Annotated in this window: 19 protein-coding genes and 1 tRNA gene; 2 read left to right on the top strand and 18 right to left on the bottom strand. The window is 64.8% G+C overall.

The window, feature by feature from the left end; genetic code table 11:
- Positions 1 to 20 precede the first annotated feature (20 nt).
- From nuoN to ACOZHM_RS17310, 18 genes are all read right to left on the bottom strand, one after another.
- Positions 21 to 1,481, bottom strand: a complete 1,461-nt coding sequence (gene nuoN / locus ACOZHM_RS17395; protein ID WP_421570577.1) for an NADH-quinone oxidoreductase subunit NuoN — start codon at positions 1,479 to 1,481, stop codon at positions 21 to 23.
- A gap of 36 nt (positions 1,482 to 1,517) precedes the next feature.
- Positions 1,518 to 3,026 carry an NADH-quinone oxidoreductase subunit M gene (locus ACOZHM_RS17390; protein ID WP_421570576.1) on the bottom strand — a complete coding sequence of 503 codons (1,509 nt, stop codon included), beginning with the start codon at positions 3,024 to 3,026 and terminating at the stop codon, positions 1,518 to 1,520.
- Positions 3,027 to 3,049: 23 nt separating this feature from the next.
- Positions 3,050 to 5,263 (bottom strand): NADH-quinone oxidoreductase subunit L, encoded by a 2,214-nt coding sequence (gene nuoL, locus ACOZHM_RS17385; protein ID WP_421570575.1) that lies wholly within the window; start codon positions 5,261 to 5,263, stop codon positions 3,050 to 3,052.
- A gap of 7 nt (positions 5,264 to 5,270) precedes the next feature.
- Positions 5,271 to 5,576 (bottom strand): NADH-quinone oxidoreductase subunit NuoK, encoded by a 306-nt coding sequence (gene nuoK, locus ACOZHM_RS17380; protein ID WP_068853402.1) that lies wholly within the window; start codon positions 5,574 to 5,576, stop codon positions 5,271 to 5,273.
- Positions 5,573 to 6,232, bottom strand: coding sequence for an NADH-quinone oxidoreductase subunit J (locus ACOZHM_RS17375; protein ID WP_421570574.1), 660 nt, complete (start codon positions 6,230 to 6,232; stop codon positions 5,573 to 5,575). The genes nuoK and ACOZHM_RS17375 overlap by 4 nt, the downstream gene beginning before the upstream one ends.
- 6 nt (positions 6,233 to 6,238) lie before the next feature.
- Entirely contained in the window at positions 6,239 to 6,727 is a 489-nt protein-coding gene (gene nuoI / locus ACOZHM_RS17370; RefSeq protein ID WP_017355930.1) for an NADH-quinone oxidoreductase subunit NuoI, read from the bottom strand.
- A gap of 3 nt (positions 6,728 to 6,730) precedes the next feature.
- The gene (nuoH, locus tag ACOZHM_RS17365) at positions 6,731 to 7,822 is read right to left on the bottom strand and encodes an NADH-quinone oxidoreductase subunit NuoH (protein WP_421570573.1); all 1,092 of its coding nucleotides are present in this window, start codon (positions 7,820 to 7,822) and stop codon (positions 6,731 to 6,733) included.
- Positions 7,819 to 10,062, bottom strand: coding sequence for an NADH-quinone oxidoreductase subunit NuoG (gene nuoG / locus ACOZHM_RS17360; protein WP_421570572.1), 2,244 nt, complete (start codon positions 10,060 to 10,062; stop codon positions 7,819 to 7,821). Before nuoG ends, nuoH begins: the two co-directional genes overlap by 4 nt.
- Positions 10,059 to 11,399, bottom strand: a complete 1,341-nt coding sequence (gene nuoF / locus ACOZHM_RS17355; RefSeq protein ID WP_421570571.1) for an NADH-quinone oxidoreductase subunit NuoF — start codon at positions 11,397 to 11,399, stop codon at positions 10,059 to 10,061. Before nuoF ends, nuoG begins: the two co-directional genes overlap by 4 nt.
- Positions 11,400 to 11,402: 3 nt before the next feature.
- The gene (nuoE, locus tag ACOZHM_RS17350; protein ID WP_070207226.1) at positions 11,403 to 11,930 is read right to left on the bottom strand and encodes an NADH-quinone oxidoreductase subunit NuoE; all 528 of its coding nucleotides are present in this window, start codon (positions 11,928 to 11,930) and stop codon (positions 11,403 to 11,405) included.
- 94 nt (positions 11,931 to 12,024) lie between these two features.
- Positions 12,025 to 13,254 (bottom strand): NADH-quinone oxidoreductase subunit D, encoded by a 1,230-nt coding sequence (locus tag ACOZHM_RS17345; protein ID WP_421570655.1) that lies wholly within the window; start codon positions 13,252 to 13,254, stop codon positions 12,025 to 12,027.
- A gap of 89 nt (positions 13,255 to 13,343) precedes the next feature.
- Positions 13,344 to 14,093, bottom strand: coding sequence for an NADH-quinone oxidoreductase subunit C (locus tag ACOZHM_RS17340; RefSeq protein ID WP_313344568.1), 750 nt, complete (start codon positions 14,091 to 14,093; stop codon positions 13,344 to 13,346).
- Between the two features lie 32 nt (positions 14,094 to 14,125).
- Positions 14,126 to 14,680 carry a NuoB/complex I 20 kDa subunit family protein gene (locus tag ACOZHM_RS17335; RefSeq protein ID WP_019182677.1) on the bottom strand — a complete coding sequence of 185 codons (555 nt, stop codon included), beginning with the start codon at positions 14,678 to 14,680 and terminating at the stop codon, positions 14,126 to 14,128.
- Complete coding sequence (locus tag ACOZHM_RS17330; protein ID WP_026069699.1) at positions 14,671 to 15,027, bottom strand: NADH-quinone oxidoreductase subunit A; 357 nt, start codon at positions 15,025 to 15,027, stop codon at positions 14,671 to 14,673. The genes ACOZHM_RS17335 and ACOZHM_RS17330 overlap by 10 nt, the downstream gene beginning before the upstream one ends.
- A gap of 113 nt (positions 15,028 to 15,140) precedes the next feature.
- Positions 15,141 to 15,225, bottom strand: a tRNA-Leu gene (locus ACOZHM_RS17325).
- Positions 15,226 to 15,290: 65 nt separating this feature from the next.
- A complete protein-coding gene (secG, locus tag ACOZHM_RS17320) occupies positions 15,291 to 15,731 on the bottom strand; it encodes a preprotein translocase subunit SecG (RefSeq protein WP_421570570.1) in 441 nt (146 codons plus the stop codon).
- A 54-nt stretch (positions 15,732 to 15,785) separates the two neighbouring features.
- Positions 15,786 to 16,538 carry a triose-phosphate isomerase gene (gene tpiA / locus ACOZHM_RS17315; RefSeq protein WP_421570569.1) on the bottom strand — a complete coding sequence of 251 codons (753 nt, stop codon included), beginning with the start codon at positions 16,536 to 16,538 and terminating at the stop codon, positions 15,786 to 15,788.
- A 189-nt stretch (positions 16,539 to 16,727) separates the two neighbouring features.
- Positions 16,728 to 17,663 carry an isopenicillin N synthase family dioxygenase gene (locus ACOZHM_RS17310; RefSeq protein WP_421570568.1) on the bottom strand — a complete coding sequence of 312 codons (936 nt, stop codon included), beginning with the start codon at positions 17,661 to 17,663 and terminating at the stop codon, positions 16,728 to 16,730.
- 293 nt (positions 17,664 to 17,956) lie between these two features.
- On the opposite strand from ACOZHM_RS17310, the gene ACOZHM_RS17305 reads away from it, so the two are divergent.
- Both ACOZHM_RS17305 and ACOZHM_RS17300 read left to right on the top strand, forming a co-directional pair.
- On the top strand, positions 17,957 to 19,108 hold the full coding sequence (locus ACOZHM_RS17305; protein ID WP_421570567.1) for a glycosyltransferase family 4 protein: 1,152 nt from the start codon (positions 17,957 to 17,959) through the stop codon (positions 19,106 to 19,108).
- The gene (locus tag ACOZHM_RS17300; protein ID WP_421570566.1) at positions 19,095 to 19,949 is read left to right on the top strand and encodes a polysaccharide deacetylase family protein; all 855 of its coding nucleotides are present in this window, start codon (positions 19,095 to 19,097) and stop codon (positions 19,947 to 19,949) included. The genes ACOZHM_RS17305 and ACOZHM_RS17300 overlap by 14 nt, the downstream gene beginning before the upstream one ends.
- Positions 19,950 to 20,207: the final 258 nt, after the last annotated feature.

The following is a 20,207-nucleotide window of genomic DNA, read 5'->3' as shown; positions in this document are numbered from 1 at the left end:
GCGCAGTTTTGTATCGTTTTTTATGCAAGATGCGCAAAAGCCTGCTGGCACCAGACCATGATCGGGTTCCACGCCAGGCCCAGGGCCAGCAGCGCCAGCGCGTTCACGCCCAGCACCACGCCCACCACACGGTCGTTGTTGGCCGGCAGCGGCTCGCCCACCGGCTCATCGAAGTACATGACCTTGATGACGCGCAGGTAGTAGAAGCAACCGATCACGGCGCAGATCACGCCCAGCAGGGCCAGCCACAGCATGCCGCCTTCGACGGCCGCGCCCAGCACCGCCAGCTTGGTCCAGAAGCCCAGGAACGGCGGGATGCCGGCCATGGACGCCATGATGCACAGGACCAGGCCTGCCATCCACGGATTGCGTGCGTTGAGGCCCTTGAAGTCTTCGATCTTCTCGGCTTCGAAGCCATTGCGCGACAGCGCGATGATGGCGCCGAAGGCGGCGGTCGACATGATCGCGTAGCTCAGGGCGTAGAACAGCGCCGCCGCGTAGCCGCGCTCACCGCCACCGGCGATGCCCATCAGCAGGAAGCCGATGTGCGACACGGTGGAGTACGCCAGCATGCGCTTCAGGTTGGTCTGCGCGATCGCCATCAGGTTGCCGATCACCAGCGACAGCGCGGCCAGGCCACCGATGAGGTACTTCCATTCCGGCGACAGCGGGCCCACGCCCACTTCCAGCAGGCGGTAGGCCATGCCGAATGCAGCCAGCTTCGGGGCCGAGCTGATGAACAGCGCGACCGGTGCCGGGGCACCCTGGTACACGTCGGGCAGCCACATGTGGAACGGAGCAGCGCCCAGCTTGAAGGCCACGCCGGCGATCATGAACACCGCGCCGGTCAGCAGGAGCACCTTCTCGTCCGTATGCGGGATGGCCGCATTGATGGCGTCCAGGTGCAGCGAACCGGTGGCGCCGTAGATCAGCGACATGCCGTACAGCAGCAGGCCCGAGGCCAGCGAACCGAGCACGATGTACTTCATCGCCGCTTCGGTGGCCAGGCCGTTGTCGCGGTTGCTGGCAACCAGCGCGTAGGAGCACAGCGCCAGCAGTTCCAGGCCCAGGTACACCATGAGCAGGCTGCCGGCCGAGACCAGGATCATCATGCCGGCGGTGCCGAACAGGATCAGCACCGGGATTTCGCCCTGGAACAGATCGCGTTCGCGCAGGTAGCTCCAGCCGTAGACCAGGGTCAGGCCGCTGCAGAGCACGATCACGGTCTTCATCACGTCGGCCGCGGTGTCGCGGACGAACATGCCGTGGAAGACCTCGCCCTGCCCGCCCACACCGGTGGCGAGCATGAACAGCACGACCGCCAGCGCGGCGACCGAGAACAGGTGGGTCCAGATCTTGTTCTCTTTGCTGATGAACAGATCGAGGATCAACAGGGTGAACGCGCTGCCGATCAGCACCAGCTCGGGAGCGAGCGGCGGCAGGTCAGCGGCGGTCAATGGCAACAGCGGCGAGGTGGTCATCATCAAATCCTGGAATCAATACTCTCGACGGCCCGATTACAGCAGCTTGCTGGATGCGATCTGCATCGCCAGCTTCGCGATCGAGGGCTCCATCAGGTCGGTCAGCGGCTTCGGGTACAGACCCAGAGCCAGCGTACCCACGGCGAACACACCCAACACCAGCCATTCACGGCCGTTGATGTCCTTCAGCTCGGCAACATGGGCGTTGGCCACTTCACCGAAGAACACGCGCTTGTACAGCCACAGCGTGTAGGCGGCGGTGATGACCAGCGTGCTTGCTGCCGCCAGTGCCAGCCACGGATTGCGCTGGAAGCTGGCCATGATGATCATGAACTCGCCCACGAAGCCGCTGGTGCCCGGCAGACCGGCATTGGCCATGAAGAACAGCATGGCGAAGGTGGCGAACCACGGCATCACGTTCACCACGCCGCCGTAATCGGCGATCCGGCGGCTGTGCATGCGGTCGTAAAGCACGCCGACGCAGGAGAACATGGCACCGGAAACGAAGCCGTGCGACACCATCTGCACCATCGCACCCTGCAGGCCCAGGCGCGCGGCGTCCGGGTTGCCGGCGTCACGCACCAGCCACAGGGCAATGAAGGTGCCCAGGGTGACGAAGCCCATGTGCGCGATCGACGAATAGGCGATCAACTTCTTCATGTCGTCCTGCACCAGGGCGACCAGACCGACGTAGATCACGGCGATCAGCGACAGGGTGATCACCAGCCATGCCCATTCCTGCGACGCGTCGGGGACGATCGGCAGGTTGAAGCGCAGGAAGCCGTAACCACCGATCTTCAGGGCGATGGCGGCCAGGATCACCGAACCGGCGGTGGGCGCTTCCACGTGCGCATCCGGCAGCCAGGTGTGCACCGGGAACATCGGCACCTTGACCGCGAAGGCGATCAGGAAGGCGAAGAAGATCCAGGTCTGCTCCTGGGCCGACAGCTGCAGCTGGTACAGGTCGGCCAGCTGGAAGCTGCCGCCCTTCAGGTACAGGTAGATCAGCGCCACCAGCATCAGCACCGAGCCGAGGAAGGTGTACAGGAAGAACTTCAGCGCGGCGTAGATGCGGCGCGGGCCGCCCCAGACACCGATGATGAGGAACATCGGGATCAGCATCGCTTCGAAGAACACGTAGAACAGCATCGCGTCCGTGGCGGCGAAGATACCGACGGTGACGCCTTCCAGGATCAGGAAGGCGGCCACGTACTGGTTGACGCGCTTGTCGATCGCGCTCCAGGCGCCGATCAGCGCCAACACCGAGACCAGCGTGGTGAGCAGGATCAGCGCGATGGCGATGCCATCCACACCCAGGTTGTAGCCGATGTCGTAGGCGGGGATCCAGGCGCGGGTCTCGACGAACTGCAGCGCGTCGTTGCTCACGTCGTAACCGCTGAGCAGGAACAGGCTGGCCGCGAAGGTCAGCACCGCCACGCCCAGCGACGCCCAGCGGGCGGTCTGCGCATCACGGATGGCAAGGATCAAGGCACCGCCGAGGATCGGCAGCCAGATGAGAACACTGAGTAGAGGCCAGTTCGACACGTCTTCTTATTCCGTACAGGTCATCAACGCAGGTAATGCATCAGGACGCCCAGAAGGGCAATCAGGCCGATGATCATCGCGAAGGCGTAGTGATAGAGGAAACCGGATTGGGTGCGACGCAGCAGGTTGGCCGCCAGATCGATCAGGCGTGCCGAACCGTTGACCACCACACCATCGACGATGTTCGTGTCGATCGCGCGCGAAACCTTGCCCAGCTTGATGCCGCCACCGGCGAAACCGCCGATCCAGAGCTTGTCGAATCCGTACTTGTTCTCCAGCACCGACACCAGCGGGGCGAAGGTCTTGCGGGCCTTCGTGGCCAGTTCCGGCTTCCACAGGTAGAACAATGCGGCCAGCAGGAAGCCTGCCAGGGTCAGCCACACGGCCGGCCCCTTCATGGCATGACCAACGAAACCGAGCGGGCCATGGAATTCTTCAGCCAGGGCGCCAATGGTGTTGCGCGCCGGGTCGTAGAAATCGACCACGCCGGTGAAGAACGAATGCACCTGGCCCGGAATGCCGTGCGCGGCATGGTGGCCGGCCCAGTCGGTGCCGTACAGCATCGGACCGATGCTGAAGTAACCGATGAAGATCGACGGGATCGCCAGCAGGATCAGCGGCAGCGTCACCACCCACGGGGTTTCGTGCGGCTCATGCGGGCCGTGGCCATGGCCGTGGTCGTCATGGTGCGCGTCACCGTGGTGGGCATCGGCAGCATGGGCATCGGCATGCGCGTCGGCGGCATGGTGATCGTCATGGTCATGACCATGCGCGTCGTCATGATGCACGTCGCGGAAGCGTTCCTTGCCATGGAAGGTCAGGAACAACAGGCGGAAGCTGTAGAAGCTGGTGACGATCACGCCACCCAGCACGGCCCAGTAGCCATACGTGGCCACCCAGCTCGGAGCGAACTCGGCGTGGTGCTTAGCCGCCTCGATGATGGTGTCCTTCGAGTAGAAGCCCGAGAAGAACGGCGTACCGACCAGGGCCAGCGTACCGATCCACATGGTGATGAAGGTGATCGGCATGTACTTGCGCAGGCCGCCCATCTTGCGCATGTCCTGCTCGTGGTGCATGGCGATGATCACCGAGCCCGCACCCAGGAACAGCAGCGCCTTGAAGAACGCGTGGGTCATCAGGTGGAACACGGCAGCCGAATAGGCCGACACGCCCAGCGCTACCGTCATGTAGCCCAGCTGGGACAGCGTGGAGTACGCGACGACGCGCTTGATGTCGTTCTGCACGATGCCGATCAGGCCGGTGAAGAAGGCGGTGGTGGCACCGATGAACAGCACGAAGTTCAGCGCGGTCTGCGACAGCTCGAACAGCGGCGACATGCGGGTGACCATGAAGATGCCCGCGGTGACCATGGTCGCGGCGTGGATCAGGGCCGAGATCGGGGTCGGGCCTTCCATCGAGTCGGGCAGCCACACGTGCAGCGGGACCTGGGCCGACTTGCCCATGGCGCCGATGAACAGGCAGATGCAGATCACGGTGGCGATCGACCAGATCACCGGCTCGGCGGTCACCTGGATGCTGGTCAGGCCGAACAGGTTGATCGTGCCCGACCACACCTGCAGCTGCGCTTCCGGATGGGCCAGGATCGGCGCATTGGCGAACACGCTGGCGTAGTCCAGGGTGCCGAACACCCACAGCACGCCGGCGATGCCGAGGATGAAGCCGAAGTCACCCACACGGTTGACCAGGAAGGCCTTCATGTTGGCGAAGATGGCGGTCGGGCGCTTGAACCAGAAACCGATCAGCAGGTACGACACCAGGCCCACCGCTTCCCAGCCGAAGAACAGCTGCAGGAAGTTGTTGCTCATCACCAGGGTGAGCATCGAGAAGGTGAACAGCGAGATGTAGCTGAAGAACCGCTGGTAGCCCGGGTCATCCTGCATGTAGCCGATGGTGTACACGTGCACCAGGAACGACACGAAGGTGACCACGACCATCATCATCGCGGTCAGCTTGTCGATCATGAAACCGACATGCGCCGAGTACTGGCCGACCTCAAAGAAGGTGTAGATGTTCTGGTTGAACGGCTGCGCGCCGCCCCACAGCAGCTGGTAGAACACGTAGCTGGACAGCAGGCAGCTGACGCCGACACCGAGAATGGTGACGGCCTGGGCGCCTGCGCGGCCCACCTGGCGACCGAACAGGCCGGCGATGATGCTGCCGAGCAGCGGTGCAAGCACCACTGCAATCAACAGACTCTTGGAGAGAGTAATTTCCATCTACGGATCAGCCCTTCAGCGAATCGACTTCGCCGACATTGATGGTGCGGCGGGTACGGAACAGGGTTACCAGGATCGCGAGGCCGATCGCGGCCTCGGCCGCGGCCACGGTCAGGATGAAGAAGACGAACAGCTGTCCGGCCGTATCACCCATTTCACGCGAGAACCCGACGAAATTGATGTTGACCGACAGCAGCATCAACTCGATGGACATCAACAGCACGATGATGTTCTTGCGGTTGAGGAAGATGCCGGCAAGGCTGATGCAGAACAGCAGCGCGCCAAGGGCCAGGATATGACCGAGGGTGATCATGGGTTGGCCTCCTCGTTGCTGGACGGCTTGGTGAGGGTGTGGACCACCGGGGTTTCGGCGTCCATCTTGACCACGCGCAGGCGGTCATGGCCCTTGACCATGGTCTGCTCGGTCGGGTTCTGGGTCTTCAGGCCGGTGCGGCGACGCAGGGTCAGCATCACGGCGGCGACCACGGCCACGGTCAGGATGACGGCGGCGAACTCGAACGGCAGCAGGTATTCAGTGAACAGGCTGCGCGCCAGCCAGGTGATGTTGGAGCTGTCGGCGGCGAGCGCGGCGGCGTTGTCGGCCGGGAACGGGTTGACCGCCCTGCCCTTCACGCCGATCAGGATCAGCATCTGCACCAGCATGGTGACCGCCACGATCAGCCCGATCGGCAGGTAGCGCACCCAGCCTTCGCGCAGGTTCGAGGCGTCGATGTCGAGCATCATCACCACGAACAGGAACAGCACCATGACCGCGCCGACGTAGACCAGCACCAGGGCCACGCCCAGGAACTCGGCCCCGACCAGGATCCAGATGCAGGCCACGGAGAAGAAGGTCAGGATCAGGCACAACACGGCATACACCGGGTTGCGCACGCTGATCACCGCCACGGCGGAAATGCCCGCCACGATGGAGAAGACCCAGAAGAAGATATTTACCCAATCCATCATGCGACCTCAGCGGAAAGCGGCATCGGCGGCACGACGCTCGGCGATTTCGGCTTCAAGCCGATCACCGATGGCCAGCAGCTGCGGCTTGGTAACGATGTTCTCGCCACGGTTCTCGAAGTGGTACTCGAGAATGTGGGTCTCGACGATCGAGTCCACCGGGCAGCTTTCCTCACAGAAGCCGCAGAAGATGCACTTGAACAGATCGATGTCGTAGCGGGTGGTACGGCGGGTGCCGTCTTCGCGCTTGGCCGAATCGATGGTGATGGCCAGCGCCGGGCACACCGCTTCGCACAGCTTGCATGCGATGCAGCGTTCTTCGCCGTTGGGGTACCGGCGCAGCGCGTGCAGGCCGCGGAAACGCGGCGACTGCGGGAACTTTTCCATCGGGTACATCAGGGTGTACTTCGGCTTGAAGGCGTACTTGAGGGTCAGCCACAGACCCCCGAGCAGCTCAAGCAGCAGCAGGCTTTTGAAGTAATGGGTAATTCGATTCATCACTTAGACGCCCTTCTGGATCACGCCGTAGAACACCATCACAGCCGTAACAGCAATCCACGCGATGGTGAGCGGGATGAAGACCTTCCAACCCAGACGCATGATCTGGTCATAACGGAAGCGCGGGAAGCTGGCACGGAACCAGATGTAGGCGCTGGCGAAGAAGAACACCTTCAGCAGCAGCCACGGGGCGCCGCCCTTCCAGATCCAGTCGATCCACGGCGAGATGTCTGCCGTGATCCAGCCCTGGAACGGGCTCAGCCAGCCGCCGAGGAAGAAGATCGAGATCAGGAAGCTGATCAGGATCATGTTGGCGTATTCGGCCAGGAAGAACAGCGCGAACGCACCACCGGAGTACTCGACCATGTGGCCGGCGACGATTTCCGATTCGCCTTCCACCACGTCGAACGGCGCGCGGTTGGTTTCGGCCACGCCGGACACCCAGTACACGACGAACAGCGGGAACAGCGGAATCAGGAACCAGTCGAAGAAGCCGGAGTTGCCGGCCTGCGCCGCCACGATGCCGCTCAGGTTCAGGCTGCCCGCCGCGATCATCACACCGACCAGGGCGAAGCCCATGGCGATTTCGTAGCTGATCATCTGCGCCGAGGCGCGCATGGCCCCCAGGAAGGCGTACTTGGAGTTGGATGCCCAGCCGGCCAGGATGATGCCGTACACGCCCAGCGAGGTCATCGCCAGCAGGTACAGCAGGCCGGCGTTGGCATTGGACAGCACGATCTGCGCGTCGAAGGGCACCACCGACCAGGCCGCGAAGGCCGGGGCCAGGGTGATCAGCGGCGCCAGGATGAACATCGCCTTGTGCGAGCTCGCCGGCTGGATGATCTCCTTGAACAGCAGCTTGAAGACGTCGGCGAAGGCCTGGAAGATGCCCATGCCCACGTACATCGGCCCGTGGCGGACGTGCATCCAGCCGATCAGCTTGCGCTCCCAGACGACGTAGAACGCCACCGAGATGATCACCGGCATGGCGATCACCAGGATCTTCAGCACGATCCACAGCAGCGCACCGATCTCACCCAGGCCCAGGAGCCACTGGTGGAGCGGGTCGACCGCGTTCAACAGCAATTCGTTCATGCAGCCACCACCGTTACGCGTGCGGCACCCAGCGGTGCGGTTGCACCGTGGCCCGATTCAATCCAGACCGAGCCCGCAGCGACGCGGGCGTCGACCACCACCGGCAGGGTGGCCTTGCCGGCATCGGTGCCGACCTTGGCCATCTGCCCTTCCACCAGCTGCAGGCGGGCGGCGTCATCGGCGTTGAGCACGATGCGCGGCGCGGCGTTGAGCGGGTGCGACTGCAGCGCCTGGGCGCGGCGGACGACCGCATCGGTGCGGTAGATCGCGGCGGTCGAGGCCACTTCCAGGCCCTCGCCCGCCACCGGCGTTGCCGCCGAGGTGGAGACGCTGACGCTGACCGGGGCCAGGCTGGCGCGCAGGCCGGCCAGGTCGATGAATTCGAAACCGGCCAGGGCCAGCTCGCCGCCCAGCGCACGCAGCACGCGCCAGCCTTCACGGGCCTCGCCCGGCAGCTTGCCGCCGGCACGTGCCGACTGCTCGCGACCATCGAGGTTGGTCAGGGTGGCGTCGATTTCCGGCAGTGCGCCGATCGGCAGGATCACATCGGCCACGTCGCGGGTCGAGGCGCAGGCGAACTGGCTGAAGGCCACCACCTGCGCACCGGCCAGTGCCTTGCGGGCAGCGGCGGCGTCGGCGAAGTCCAGGCCCGGCTCGATGCCGTACAGGGCATAGGCCTTGCGCGGCTGGGCCAGCATGGCGTTGACGTCCTTGCCGGCCGGCAGCACGCCGGCGCGGGCCAGGCCCACGGCATTGGCGCCCTGCGGGATGCGGCACAGCTTGGCACCGGTGGCGGCGGCGAAGTCACGCGCGGCGGCGCGGATCGCGGCGGCCTGCGGGTGGTTTTCGGCGATGCCACCGACGATCAGCACGGCGTTGCCGGTCACGGCCTGGCGCAGCTCGGCGTTGCCCAGGGCCTCGACGAACTTCGACGGGGCCACGATCTGCTTGCCGGCCAGCTTGAAGGCGAAATCGAAATCCACCGGATTGATCGCGTGGATCTTGGCATTGCGCGTGGTCTGCGCCTTGCGCAGGCGGGCGTGCAGCAGCGGCAGTTCGTGGCGGATGTTGCTGCCCAGAACCACGATGCTGTCGGCGCCTTCGATCTCGGCCAGCGACAGGCCGAAGACTTCGGCAGTGGCGGCGTCGGAGAAGTCGCGGTTGTTGATGCGGTGGTCGATGTTGGTGGTGCCCAGGCCGCTGGCGAGACGGGCCAGCAGGGCGCCCTCCTCGTTCGAGGCCGACGGGTGCACCAGCACGCCCAGGTCGTCACCGCGGTTGGCGGTGAGGATGTCCTTGGCGGCGGCCAGGCCTTCGGCCCAGCTCACTTCCTGCCATTCGCCGTTGACCTTGCGCAGCGGCTTGACGGCGCGGTCGGCGCTGTACAGGCCCTGGTGCGAATAACGGTCACGGTCGGACAGCCAGCATTCGTTGACGAGCTCGTTGTCGCGCGGCACCGAACGCAGCACTTCGCCGCGGCGCACGTGCAGGAACAGGTTCGAACCCATCGCGTCGTGGTAACCCAGCGACTCGCGTGCGGTCAGTTCCCACGGACGGGCGCGGAACTGGAACACCTTGTTGGTCAGCGCGCCAACCGGGCAGACGTCGACGACGTTGCCGGACAGCTCGGTGGTAAGCGGCTTGCCGTCGTAGGTGCCGATCTGCAGGTTTTCACCGCGGTACATGCCGCCCAGTTCATAGGTACCGGCCACGTCGGCGGTGAAGCGGACGCAGCGGGTGCACTGGATGCAGCGGGTCATTTCGGTGGCGACCAGCGGACCGATGTCCTCGTCGGGCACCACGCGCTTGCGCTCGTTGAAGCGGCTCACCGAACGGCCGTAGCCGAGCGAGACGTCCTGCAGCTCGCACTCGCCGCCCTGATCGCAGATCGGGCAGTCCAGCGGGTGGTTGATGAGCAGGAACTCCATCACCGAACGCTGGAACTTGAGGGCCTTCTCGCTGCGGGTGGCGACCTTCATGCCATCCATCACCGGGGTGGCGCAGGCCGGCGCCGGCTTCGGCGACTTCTCGACGTCCACCAGGCACATGCGGCAGTTGGCCGCGATCGGCAGCTTCTCGTGGTAGCAGAAGCGCGGAATCGGAATGCCGGCCTTGTCGGCGGCCTGGATGATCATCGAGCCCTTGGGCACGACCAGGGACTGGCCGTCGATCTCGACGGTCACATGCCCTTCCGGCACGATCGCCGGGGTGCCACCAGGATTGTTGGGTTGCGCGCTCATGCGGCGGCTGCCTCCACCTTCTTGCCGTCAACCATCGAATGACCGTTGACGATGTAGTACTCGAATTCGTCCCAGAACTGGCGCAGGAAGCCCTGGATGGGCCATGCCGCCGCTTCACCGAACGCGCAGATGGTGTGGCCTTCAATCTGGCCGGCCACCGTCTTCAACTGGTGCAGGTCTTCCATGGTCGCCTTGCCGGCGACGATGCGCTCCAGCACGCGGTGCATCCAGCCGGTGCCTTCGCGGCACGGGGTGCACTGGCCACAGGATTCCTTGTGGAAGAACTGGCTGATGCGGCAGGCGAACTTGACGCAGCAGACGCTGTCGTCCAGCACCACGATGGCGCCCGACCCCAGACCGGTGCCGAGGGCACGCAGGGTGTCGTAGTCCATCTGCAGGCCCTTGAGCTCTTCGGCCTTCAGCACCGGCATCGACACGCCGCCCGGCACTGCGCCCTTGAGGGTGCGGCCCGGCTTGAGGCCACCGGCCATTTCCAGCAGCTCGTCGAAGGTGGTGCCCAGCGGCACTTCGAAGTTGCCGCCCTGCTGCACGCAACCGGAGACCGAGAAGATCTTCGGACCGCCGTTCTTGGTCAGGCTCAGGCCCTGGAACCACTCCGGACCGTTGCGGATGATCGCCGGCACCGAGGCATAGGTCTCGGTGTTGTTGATCGTCGACGGCTTGCCGTACAGGCCGAAGTTGGCCGGGAACGGCGGCTTGTAGCGCGGCTGGCCCTTCTTGCCTTCCAGCGATTCCATCAGCGCGGTTTCTTCGCCGCAGATGTAGGCGCCGGCGCCGAGGGCACCGTAGATGTCGATGTCCACGCCGCTGCCGAGGATGTTCTTGCCCAGCCAGCCGTTCGCGTACGCGTCGGCCAGGGCCTGCTCGAAGTTCTCGAACGGCTCGTGGTGGAACTCACCGCGCAGGTAGTTGTAGCCCACGGTGCTGCCGGTGGCGTAGCAGGCGATCGCCATGCCTTCCACCACCGAATGCGGGTTGTAACGCAGGATGTCGCGGTCCTTGCAGGTGCCCGGCTCGGATTCGTCCGAGTTGCAGAGGATGTACTTCTGCATGGTGCCCTTGGGCATGAAGGACCACTTCAGGCCGGTCGGGAAGCCTGCGCCGCCACGGCCGCGCAGGTTCGACTGCTTGACCATCTCGATGACCTGCTCCGGCGAGATCTTCTCTTCGAGGATCTTGCGCAGGGCGGCATAGCCACCGGTCTTGAGGTAGCTTTCGTACGACCACGGGGTGTCGTAGTGCAAGGTGGTGTAGACCACCTGGTGCGGCAGCGGTGCGGGACCGACCGGACCCTGGGGTGCGTGATGATGTGCCATGTCTTACTCCAACCCGTCCAGCAGCTCGTCGACTTTCTCGACGGTCAGGCGCTCGTGGTAATGGCCATTGATGACCATCATCGGCGCACCGGCGCAACCGGCCAGGCATTCTTCTTCACGCTTGAGGTAGATGCGGCCATCGGCGGTGGACTGGCCGGTCTTGCAGCCGAGCTTCTTCTCGGCATGCGCAACCAGGTCCTCGGCGCCGTTCAACCAGCAGCTGATGTTGGTGCAGAAGGCAACGTTGTGGCGGCCGACCTTCTCCAGCTCGAACATCGAGTAGAAGCTGGCCACTTCATAGGCCCACACCGGCGGCAGGTCCAGGTACTTGGCCACGCCGGCGATCAGCTCGTCGGTCAGCCAGCCTGCGTTCTGCTCCTGCGCGGCGTGCAGACCCTGCAGCACGGCCGAGCGCTTGCGGTCCGGCGGGAACTTGGACAGCCAGTGATCGATGTGCGCGCGCGTCTTGTCGCTCAACACCACCATCGGGTCGACGTCACGCGCCGCTTCGAAATTACCCGTCGCCTTCATCGGCCGACCTCAGCAGATACCAAATCGTTAAGAACCAGAACCTGCAGCGCCGGCAGCAGCCGGCGGGTGTCAGGCGTCGTGCATGCGGTTGCCATTACCGGTCCACCTCGCCGAACACCAGGTCGTAGGTGCCGATCATGGCCACCACGTCGGCCAGCATGTGGCCGCGCACGATGGAGTCGATCGAGGACAGATGGGCGAAGCCCGGCGCGCGCAGGTGCACGCGGAACGGCTTGTTGGCGCCATCGGACATCAGGTAGCAGCCGAATTCGCCCTTGGGCGCTTCGACGGCGGCATAGGTTTCGCCGGCCGGGACGCAGTAGCCTTCACTGAACAGCTTGAAGTGATGGATCAGCGCTTCCATGTCGTCCTTCATGTCCTCGCGGCTGGGCGGCGCGACCTTGAAGTTCTTGACCATGACCGGGCCGGGGTTGGCACGCAGCCACTGCACGCACTGCTTGATGATGCGGTTGGATTCGCGCATCTCGGCCACGCGGACCAGGTAACGGTCGTAGCAGTCGCCTTCCTTGCCCAGCGGGATGTCGAAATCGACGGCATCGTACTTGGCGTACGGCTGCTTCTTGCGCAGGTCCCAGGCAACGCCCGAACCGCGCAGCATCACGCCGGTCATGCCCCAGGCATGGGCCAGTTCCGGGGTGACCACGCCGATGCCGACCGTACGCTGCTTCCAGATACGGTTGTCGGTGAGCAGGGTTTCGTATTCGTCGACGCGACCCGGGAACTCGACGGTGAAGTTCTCCAGGAAGTCCAGCAGCGAACCTTCGCGCGAGGCGTTGAGGTTCTTCAGGGCCTTGCCCTTGTGCCAGCGCGATTCCTTGTACTTCGGCATCTGGTCCGGCAGGTCGCGGTAGACGCCGCCCGGGCGGTAGTACGCCGCGTGCATGCGCGCGCCGCTGACCGCTTCGTAGCAGTCCATCAGCTCTTCGCGTTCGCGGAAGGCGTACAGCATCACCGCCATCGCGCCCAGGTCGAGCGCGTTGGACCCCAGCCACATCAGGTGGTTCAGGATGCGGGTGATTTCGTCGAACATGGTGCGGATGTACTGGGCACGCTCGGGCGCTTCGATCCCCATCAGGGTCTCGATGGCGCGCACGTAGGCGTGCTCGTTGCACATCATGGACACGTAATCCAGGCGGTCCATGTAACCGATGGACTGGTTGAACGGCTTGGATTCGGCCAGCTTTTCGGTGCCCCGGTGCAGCAGGCCCACGTGCGGGTCGGCACGCATGATGGTTTCGCCGTCCATTTCCAGGATCAGGCGCAGCACACCGTGCGCGGCCGGATGCTGGGGACCGAAGTTCATCGTGTAATTGCGGATTTCCTGCCGGGCTTCGGCGGGATTGCTGGCGAAGGCCTGGTGGGCCTGCGGCTCGAGCTTGCTCAGATCAGCACTCACTTTACTGCCTCCGTCTGCGCGCTTTCGCCGGCAGCGGTCTGGAAACGGGCGTCGTCACGGATCACGCGCGGCACGCCGACACGCGGCTCCACCGAGGTGACCGGCTCATAGATCACGCGCTTCTTCTCTTCGTCGTAGCGCACTTCGACGTTGCCGATCAGCGGGAAGTCCTTGCGGAACGGATGCCCCACGAAGCCGTAATCGGTCAGGATGCGGCGCAGGTCCGGGTGACCTTCGAAGATCACGCCGAACAGGTCGAACGCTTCGCGCTCGAACCAGTTCAGGCCCGGCCACACGTCGGTCAGCGAGGCCACCACCGGCAGTTCCTCGTTCGGCGCGAAGCAGCGGATGCGCATGGTGAGGTTGTGCTGGTAGGAACGCAGCTGGGCGACCACGGCGAAACGCTGCAGCGGAATGGGCTGCGCCTGGGTGCCGTCGCTGGTTTCGCGGGTGGGGAATTCACCCCACGCGAAACGGCCGACCGACTTGCCCTCGACGCCACGGCTGAAGCCGTGCGAGGAGACATCGGAGGTGTCCCACTCGTCACTGCCATAGCCGAGGTAGTCCAGGCCGCACAGGTCGACGGACTGCTCGAAACCGAATTCGTCGCGCAGCGCCAAAGCCGTGGCATGCCAGTCAGCGGCGGGCACTTCCAGCGTCACTTCGCCGCGGGGTTCGACCACGAAGACCTGCGCACCGGCAAAGCGTGCGGAAAGTCGGTCGATGAAGGATGCTTGCTCTGCCATGGGGGCTTGGCGTGCTCTTGTCAGGAGGAATGTCAGCGGGCGATGGTCTGCGTACGCCAGATCTTCTTCTGCAACTGCAGGATCCCGTACACCAGCGCTTCGGCGGTAGGCGGACAACCGGGGACGTAGATGTCCACCGGTACCACGCGGTCGCAACCACGCACTACTGCATACGAGTAGTGGTAGTAGCCGCCACCGTTGGCGCAGCTGCCCATGGAGATGACCCACTTCGGGTCCGGCATCTGGTCGTAGACCTTGCGCAGGGCCGGAGCCATCTTGTTGACCAGGGTGCCGGCCACGATCATCACGTCGGACTGACGCGGCGACGGGCGGAACACCACACCGTAACGGTCAAGATCCAGGCGCGCGGCGCCGGCATGCATCATTTCAACCGCGCAGCAGGCCAGACCGAAGGTCATGGGCCACATCGAGCCGGTACGTGCCCAGTTCAACAGCGCATCAACGCTGGTGGTCACATAGCCCTTCTCGAGCAGCGGGTTGTCGCCTTCAGGGCGCAGGATGTCATCGACCCGCCCTTCCGGGACCGGGTTGTTCATCAGGCCGTCGAGCGTCTGAATTACTCCCATTCCAGCGCTCCCTTCTTCCAGACGTAAATGAAACCGAGGAAAAGCATGCCCACGAACAGGCCCATCGTGACCAGCGAACGTGCGCCCAGCTCCATGAAGACCTGGGTCCACGGCACGATGAAGATGATTTCCAAGTCAAATACGATGAACTGGATCGCGATCAGGTAGTAGCGCACATCGAACTTCATGCGCGCGTCCTCGAAAGCCTCGAAGCCGCACTCGTACGGCGAGAGCTTTTTCAGATCTGGACGACGGGGACCGAGGAATCGGCCGACCAGCATCAGCGCAACGCCGATACCGGTGGCAACGATCAGAAACAGCAGAGACGGCAAATATTCGGCCAGCACAGCGATTCTCTCTTGCCTCTGCCGCTACGCCTGCAGGCGTGTTGGCATGGGGGAGTGGACGGGTACCGCTACCTGGCGCTTTGCGCGCCAGACGGATCCGCTTACAAACAAAATGGTGCCCAAGAGGGGACTCGAACCCCTACGACCTAAGTCGCTACCACCTCAAGGTAGTGCGTCTACCAATTCCGCCACCTGGGCTTACGTGTCACACCGGGAGCATTTCCTATTGGACTCCCCCGATGCGCCGCATATTGTAACCGTCTTCAGCGAGTCTGGGTGCCTTCCGAAGGCTTTTCTTCACCCGATTTCGGCGTTTCCGCCTGAGCCGGCACAGTCGCCTGCGGAACCGGCTGCTGGACGGCGGTTTCCGGGGCCTTCGGCACGACCGGCAGCTCGCCCGCCGGGGTCGCCGGCGCGGTTGCGGCCGGAGCCGACATCACGCCAAGGTCCTGCTGGACGCCCGGACGCGAACCATGGCTGGCGTACCAGGCCATGAACAGGCTGATGCCGAAGAACACCACGGCCAGCCACTTGGTCGACTTGGACAGGAAGTTGGACGCGCCACGCGCGCCGAACACCGTGCCCGAGGCGCCGGCACCGAAACCCGACCCTGCGGCCGCGCCGGAACCACGCTGCATCAGGATGAGCGCGATCATGGCCACCGCCACCAGCACGTAGACCACATTGAGGATCAACATCAGCATTTCGAATCCGCCCTCGGACATGTAATGCCGACGGTCAGCCGGCAATGTTGCTTATCAGGTGGCCGCCGCATGGACGATGGCCAGGAAATCCGCGGCCACCAACGAGGCGCCGCCTACCAGCCCACCATCGACATCGGGCTGCGCGAACAGTTCCCCAGCGTTGTCGGGCTTGACGCTGCCGCCGTAAAGGATGGGCAGTGAATCCGCAATTCTAGCATCGAGCTTGGCCACTTCGCCACGGATGAACGCATGGACCTGCTGGGCCTGCTCCTTGCTGGCGGTCCGGCCGGTGCCAATGGCCCAGACCGGCTCGTAGGCGACCACGGCATGCTGGAAGCCGGCGGGGCCCACCAGCTCGAGCACGGGGGCCAGCTGGCTGGCGATGACCTGCTCGGTCTGGCCGGCTTCACGCTGCTCCAGGGTCTCGCCGACGCACAGGACCGGGACCAGCCCGGCATGCAGGGCGGCAGCGAACTTGCGCGCGACCAGCTCGCTGCTCTCTTGGTGGTACTGGCGGCGCTCGGAGTGCCCGACCAGGCCGTAGCGGGCGCCGACTTCGGCCAGCATGGCGGCGGAGACCTCGCCGGTATAGGCGCCCTTCTCGTTGGAGCTCACGTCCTGGGAGCCAAACGCCACGGCCCGGCCCTCGAAATCGGCCACGAGCTCGCCCAGGTAGGGCAGCGGCGGCAGGATGACCACCTCCACCCCGTCCTTCGGCAGGCGGGCGACGATGTCGCTGACCAGGTCGGTCGCGAATTGGCGGCTGCCGTGCAGCTTCCAGTTACCGGCGACGATCGTGCGGCGCATGGCGGGCTCCTTTTGGGTATCAGCCGGCAATGATACCGGATGTAACGAATCGGCGTTTCCCGAAAACGCTTACATTTCAAATGGATATTGAAATCGGGCAGGACTCCGCCCCGTGCCCGGGGCAAAGCATCCGGCCAACGGCCGGGGCTACCGCTGAAATGAAAAGGCCACCCTTAGGTGGCCTTTTGATCATTTCAGCTTGATCTCGCGCAGGCGTTCTTCGAGGAACCCGTGGGCGGTGATCGGCTCCGGGTAGCGGCTCGGGTTTTCCGGGGTGATGCAGGTCGGCAGCACGTCGATCAGGAAGTCCGGGTTCGGGTGCAGGAAGAACGGCACCGAGTAACGCGGCTGGCGTGCCTGCTCGCCCGGGGGGTTGACCACGCGGTGGATGGTGGACGGGTACACGTGGTTGGTCAGGCGCTGCAGCATGTCGCCGATGTTGACCACGATGGTGTCCGCGTCCGAGGTGAACGGCACCCACTTGCCCTCGTGCGACTGCACTTCCAGGCCCGCGGCGCTCGCGCCGACCAGCAGCGTGATGAAGTTGATGTCGCCGTGGGCGCCCGCGCGCACATTCGGAATGTCGTCGGCGGTGATCGGCGGGTAGTGGATCGGGCGCAGGATGGAGTTGCCGTTGTTGGTCTTGTCCGCGAAGAAGTCGATCGGCAGGCCGATGTGCAGGGCCAGCGCCGACAGCACCCGCGAGCCCAGCTTGTCCAGCTCCTGGTACAGGCCGTAGCCCTTCTCCTTGAAGCCCGGGACTTCGCTCGGCCACAGGTTCGGGGCCATCACGTCACGGTACTTGGAGTCGTCCGGAATCTCCCGGCCGATGTGCCAGAACTCCTTCAGGTCGAAATGCTTGGAGCCCTTGGCGGTCTCCACGCCGAACGGGGTGTAGCCGCGCGCGCCGCCGGTACCCGGCAGGTGGTACTGCAGCTTGGTGGCTTCGGGCAGGGCGAAGAAGGCCTTGAACACATCATAGGCTGCGTCGATGTCGGCCTGCGGAATGCCGTGGTTGCGTATGCCTGCGAAACCCCATTCGCGGTAGGCCGCGCCCAGCTCTGCGACGAAGGCGTCGCGGTCGCTGTCGAAACGGGTGATATCGAGGGTGGGGATCTGGCTCACAGCGGTTCCTGGCTTGTTCGAGGTGGGAAACGTGGCCACGCCTGTGGCCCGGCTGAACATTGTGCCAGATCGGACGATCGACACCTTCGATACATTGATACATATCGATACAATGCGCCCTGCCCGGCCACGCGCCACCGCCGGGCGGCCAGGGACGCCAGCCACCGCCACGTCTTCCGACTCCCCATCTGCGTAGACCGTGCATGGACGCCGGCCCGGTGGCAGCACCCTGCCCGGCTGACCCGGTTCCGCACGCACTGACGTTTACCGACTACACCCTTGGACCGTTCATGATGAACACACCCCTCAAGATCCTGCACACGGAAGCCGCCAAGGGATTCGGCGGGCAGGAAATCTATATCTACCGTCACATGCTGGCCATGCGCGAGCGCGGCCACGATGTCTCGCTGCTGTGCCAGCCCGGCGCCCGCCTGGGCGAGATGGCGCGCGAAGCCGGCTTCACGGTGCACGCGCTGAAGATGGGCGGCCTGCTGCGCCTGCTGCGCGGGATCTGGTCGGTGTCGCGGCTGGTCAAGCGCAACGCCTATGACGTGGTCAATACGACCAGCCGCCGCGACGCGCTGATCGCCGCCGCCGGTGCGCGCCTGGCCGGCGCGCCGCTGGTGGTGCGCTCGCGCCACCTGATGAGCCCGGTCAATTCCCTGCTCACCTACACCGGGCTGCCGCACCGGGTACTGACGGTCAGCAGCTTCGTGAAGCAGTTGCTGGTCCATCGGGGCATCGAGGACGCGCACATCGGCATCGTGCCGCCGATCGCGGTGCCGCCGCAGTGGTCGCAGGTGCAGAACGACGACGCCTGGCAGTGTCTGCAGGACACCCGCGCGGAAGTCCGCCGCGAGCTCGGTTTCGACGACGACCAGATCGTGGTCGGCTGCGTGGCGGTGCTGCGCGAACCGAAGGGTCACGCCGACCTGCTGCGCGCGATCGCGCCGCTGTGCCGTCGCCATCCCCATCTGCAGCTGGTGATCGTCGGCGACGGCCAGCCGATGATGGACACGCTGAAGGCGCTGCGCGAGTCGCTGGGCATTGCTTCGCAGGTACACCTGCTGGGTTACCGGCTGGGCGCGTGCCGGCTGATGACGGCGTTCGATCTGTTCGCGCTGGCCAGCCACAAGGAGGCGGCCGGCACGGTGTTCCTGGAAGCGGCCTATGTAGGCGTGCCGATCGTGGCGACCCGGGTGGGTGGCGTGCCGGAAATGCTGGTGGAAGGCAGCAACGCGCTGCTCGCGCCGCTCGGCGACGAAGCGGCGCTGACGCGTGCGCTGGAGACGCTGGTGGAACAGCCGGAGCGCCGCCGGCAGATGGGCCGCGCGGGATGGGAGTGGATGCGCAGCGCGCACCGCTTCACGCCGACCGGTCACACGGAGGCGACCGAATATTATTATCACCAGTGGCTGAGGGAACTGGGACATGGCGAACGCTAGAACGGTACCGGTATTGATGCACCACCACGTCTCGCCGTCGCCGGGAATGATTACGGTGTCGCCGGAGAATTTCGAGAGCCAGATCGCCTGGCTGGCGCGCAACGGGTGGACGTCGCTGACGCTGGAGCAGTACGCCGGCTTCCTGGCGGGCAAGCCGGTGCCGCGCAAGTCGATCGTGATCACGTTCGATGACGGCTACCTGGACAATTGGGTCTACGCGCACCCGATCCTGCAGAAGTACGGGATGCACGCGGTGGTGTTCGTGGTGACCGGCTGGATGGGCGAAGGCCCGCTCCGCCCGCACGCCGGGCAGGCCGGCGCGCCGCTGCCCGACACGCCCGATCACCGCGGCTGCGAGGCGGCGATCCTGCGCGAGAACCGCTGCGACGATGTGATGATGCGCTGGAGCGAGGCGCGCGCGATGATCGCGGCCGGCACGTTCGAGGTGCATTGCCACACGCACACGCACACACGCTGGATGAAGCAGGACATCAGCCGCGAGCAGAAGCGCGAGGGCATCGCCGGCGACCTGGCGATGGCGCGCATTGTGCTGCAGGAACAGCTCGGCGAGGTCTCGGACACGCTGTGCTGGCCCTACGGCGATTTCGACGAAGACTACCTGCCGATCGCACGCGAACATGGCTTCCGCTACCTGCACACCACGCACCCGTTCGGGCGCAACGTGGTCGGCGGCGATCCCGAACACATCTACCGCTTCGCGATCCGCAACCGCCCCGCCAGCTGGCTGCGCAAGCGCATCGCCTGGAGCTACCACCCGCTGATCGCGCCGGTATTCAACCGCTTCAAGGCAAAGCAGAAGAAGATGGTGCCGGGGCCCTGAGCCTCACGCGGTTGCACAGATCTCGACGCGGTTGCACAGATCGCCACGCGATTGCAAAGATCGCGCAGAGCCGGGCTCTGCCCGGCTGCCTCATGCATTTGGGCTAACAGCGGGTGGCCAATGATTTCACTGATTTGGCGGGACGGTGTGGGTTTGCGGGGGACGCTGCAAGTACGTCCATGTAAGCTCAGTCGCCGCTTGCACGTGTGCGCTGTCCTGCGCACACGGCAAGACCGGGGTTGGGCTCCTGCCCAACCC

The sequence above is a fragment of the Stenotrophomonas sp. PD6 genome (assembly GCF_049199305.1).
Classification (GTDB): domain Bacteria; phylum Pseudomonadota; class Gammaproteobacteria; order Xanthomonadales; family Xanthomonadaceae; genus Stenotrophomonas.
This window is presented reverse-complemented; position numbering and strand designations above follow the sequence as displayed.

Coding starts and splice junctions, on each gene's coding strand:
- nuoN (WP_421570577.1), bottom strand. CDS start 1,481: ATGACCACCTCGCCGCTGTTGCCATTGACCGCCGCTGACCTGCCGCCG.
- nuoL (WP_421570575.1), bottom strand. CDS start 5,263: ATGGAAATTACTCTCTCCAAGAGTCTGTTGATTGCAGTGGTGCTTGCA.
- nuoK (WP_068853402.1), bottom strand. CDS start 5,576: ATGATCACCCTCGGTCATATCCTGGCCCTTGGCGCGCTGCTGTTCTGC.
- ACOZHM_RS17375 (WP_421570574.1), bottom strand. CDS start 6,232: ATGATGGATTGGGTAAATATCTTCTTCTGGGTCTTCTCCATCGTGGCG.
- nuoI (WP_017355930.1), bottom strand. CDS start 6,727: ATGAATCGAATTACCCATTACTTCAAAAGCCTGCTGCTGCTTGAGCTG.
- nuoH (WP_421570573.1), bottom strand. CDS start 7,822: ATGAACGAATTGCTGTTGAACGCGGTCGACCCGCTCCACCAGTGGCTC.
- nuoG (WP_421570572.1), bottom strand. CDS start 10,062: ATGAGCGCGCAACCCAACAATCCTGGTGGCACCCCGGCGATCGTGCCG.
- nuoF (WP_421570571.1), bottom strand. CDS start 11,399: ATGGCACATCATCACGCACCCCAGGGTCCGGTCGGTCCCGCACCGCTG.
- nuoE (WP_070207226.1), bottom strand. CDS start 11,930: ATGAAGGCGACGGGTAATTTCGAAGCGGCGCGTGACGTCGACCCGATG.
- ACOZHM_RS17345 (WP_421570655.1), bottom strand. CDS start 13,254: ATGAACTTCGGTCCCCAGCATCCGGCCGCGCACGGTGTGCTGCGCCTG.
- ACOZHM_RS17340 (WP_313344568.1), bottom strand. CDS start 14,093: ATGGCAGAGCAAGCATCCTTCATCGACCGACTTTCCGCACGCTTTGCC.
- ACOZHM_RS17335 (WP_019182677.1), bottom strand. CDS start 14,680: ATGGGAGTAATTCAGACGCTCGACGGCCTGATGAACAACCCGGTCCCG.
- secG (WP_421570570.1), bottom strand. CDS start 15,731: ATGCTGATGTTGATCCTCAATGTGGTCTACGTGCTGGTGGCGGTGGCC.
- tpiA (WP_421570569.1), bottom strand. CDS start 16,538: ATGCGCCGCACGATCGTCGCCGGTAACTGGAAGCTGCACGGCAGCCGC.
- ACOZHM_RS17305 (WP_421570567.1), top strand. CDS start 17,957: ATGAACACACCCCTCAAGATCCTGCACACGGAAGCCGCCAAGGGATTC.
- ACOZHM_RS17300 (WP_421570566.1), top strand. CDS start 19,095: ATGGCGAACGCTAGAACGGTACCGGTATTGATGCACCACCACGTCTCG.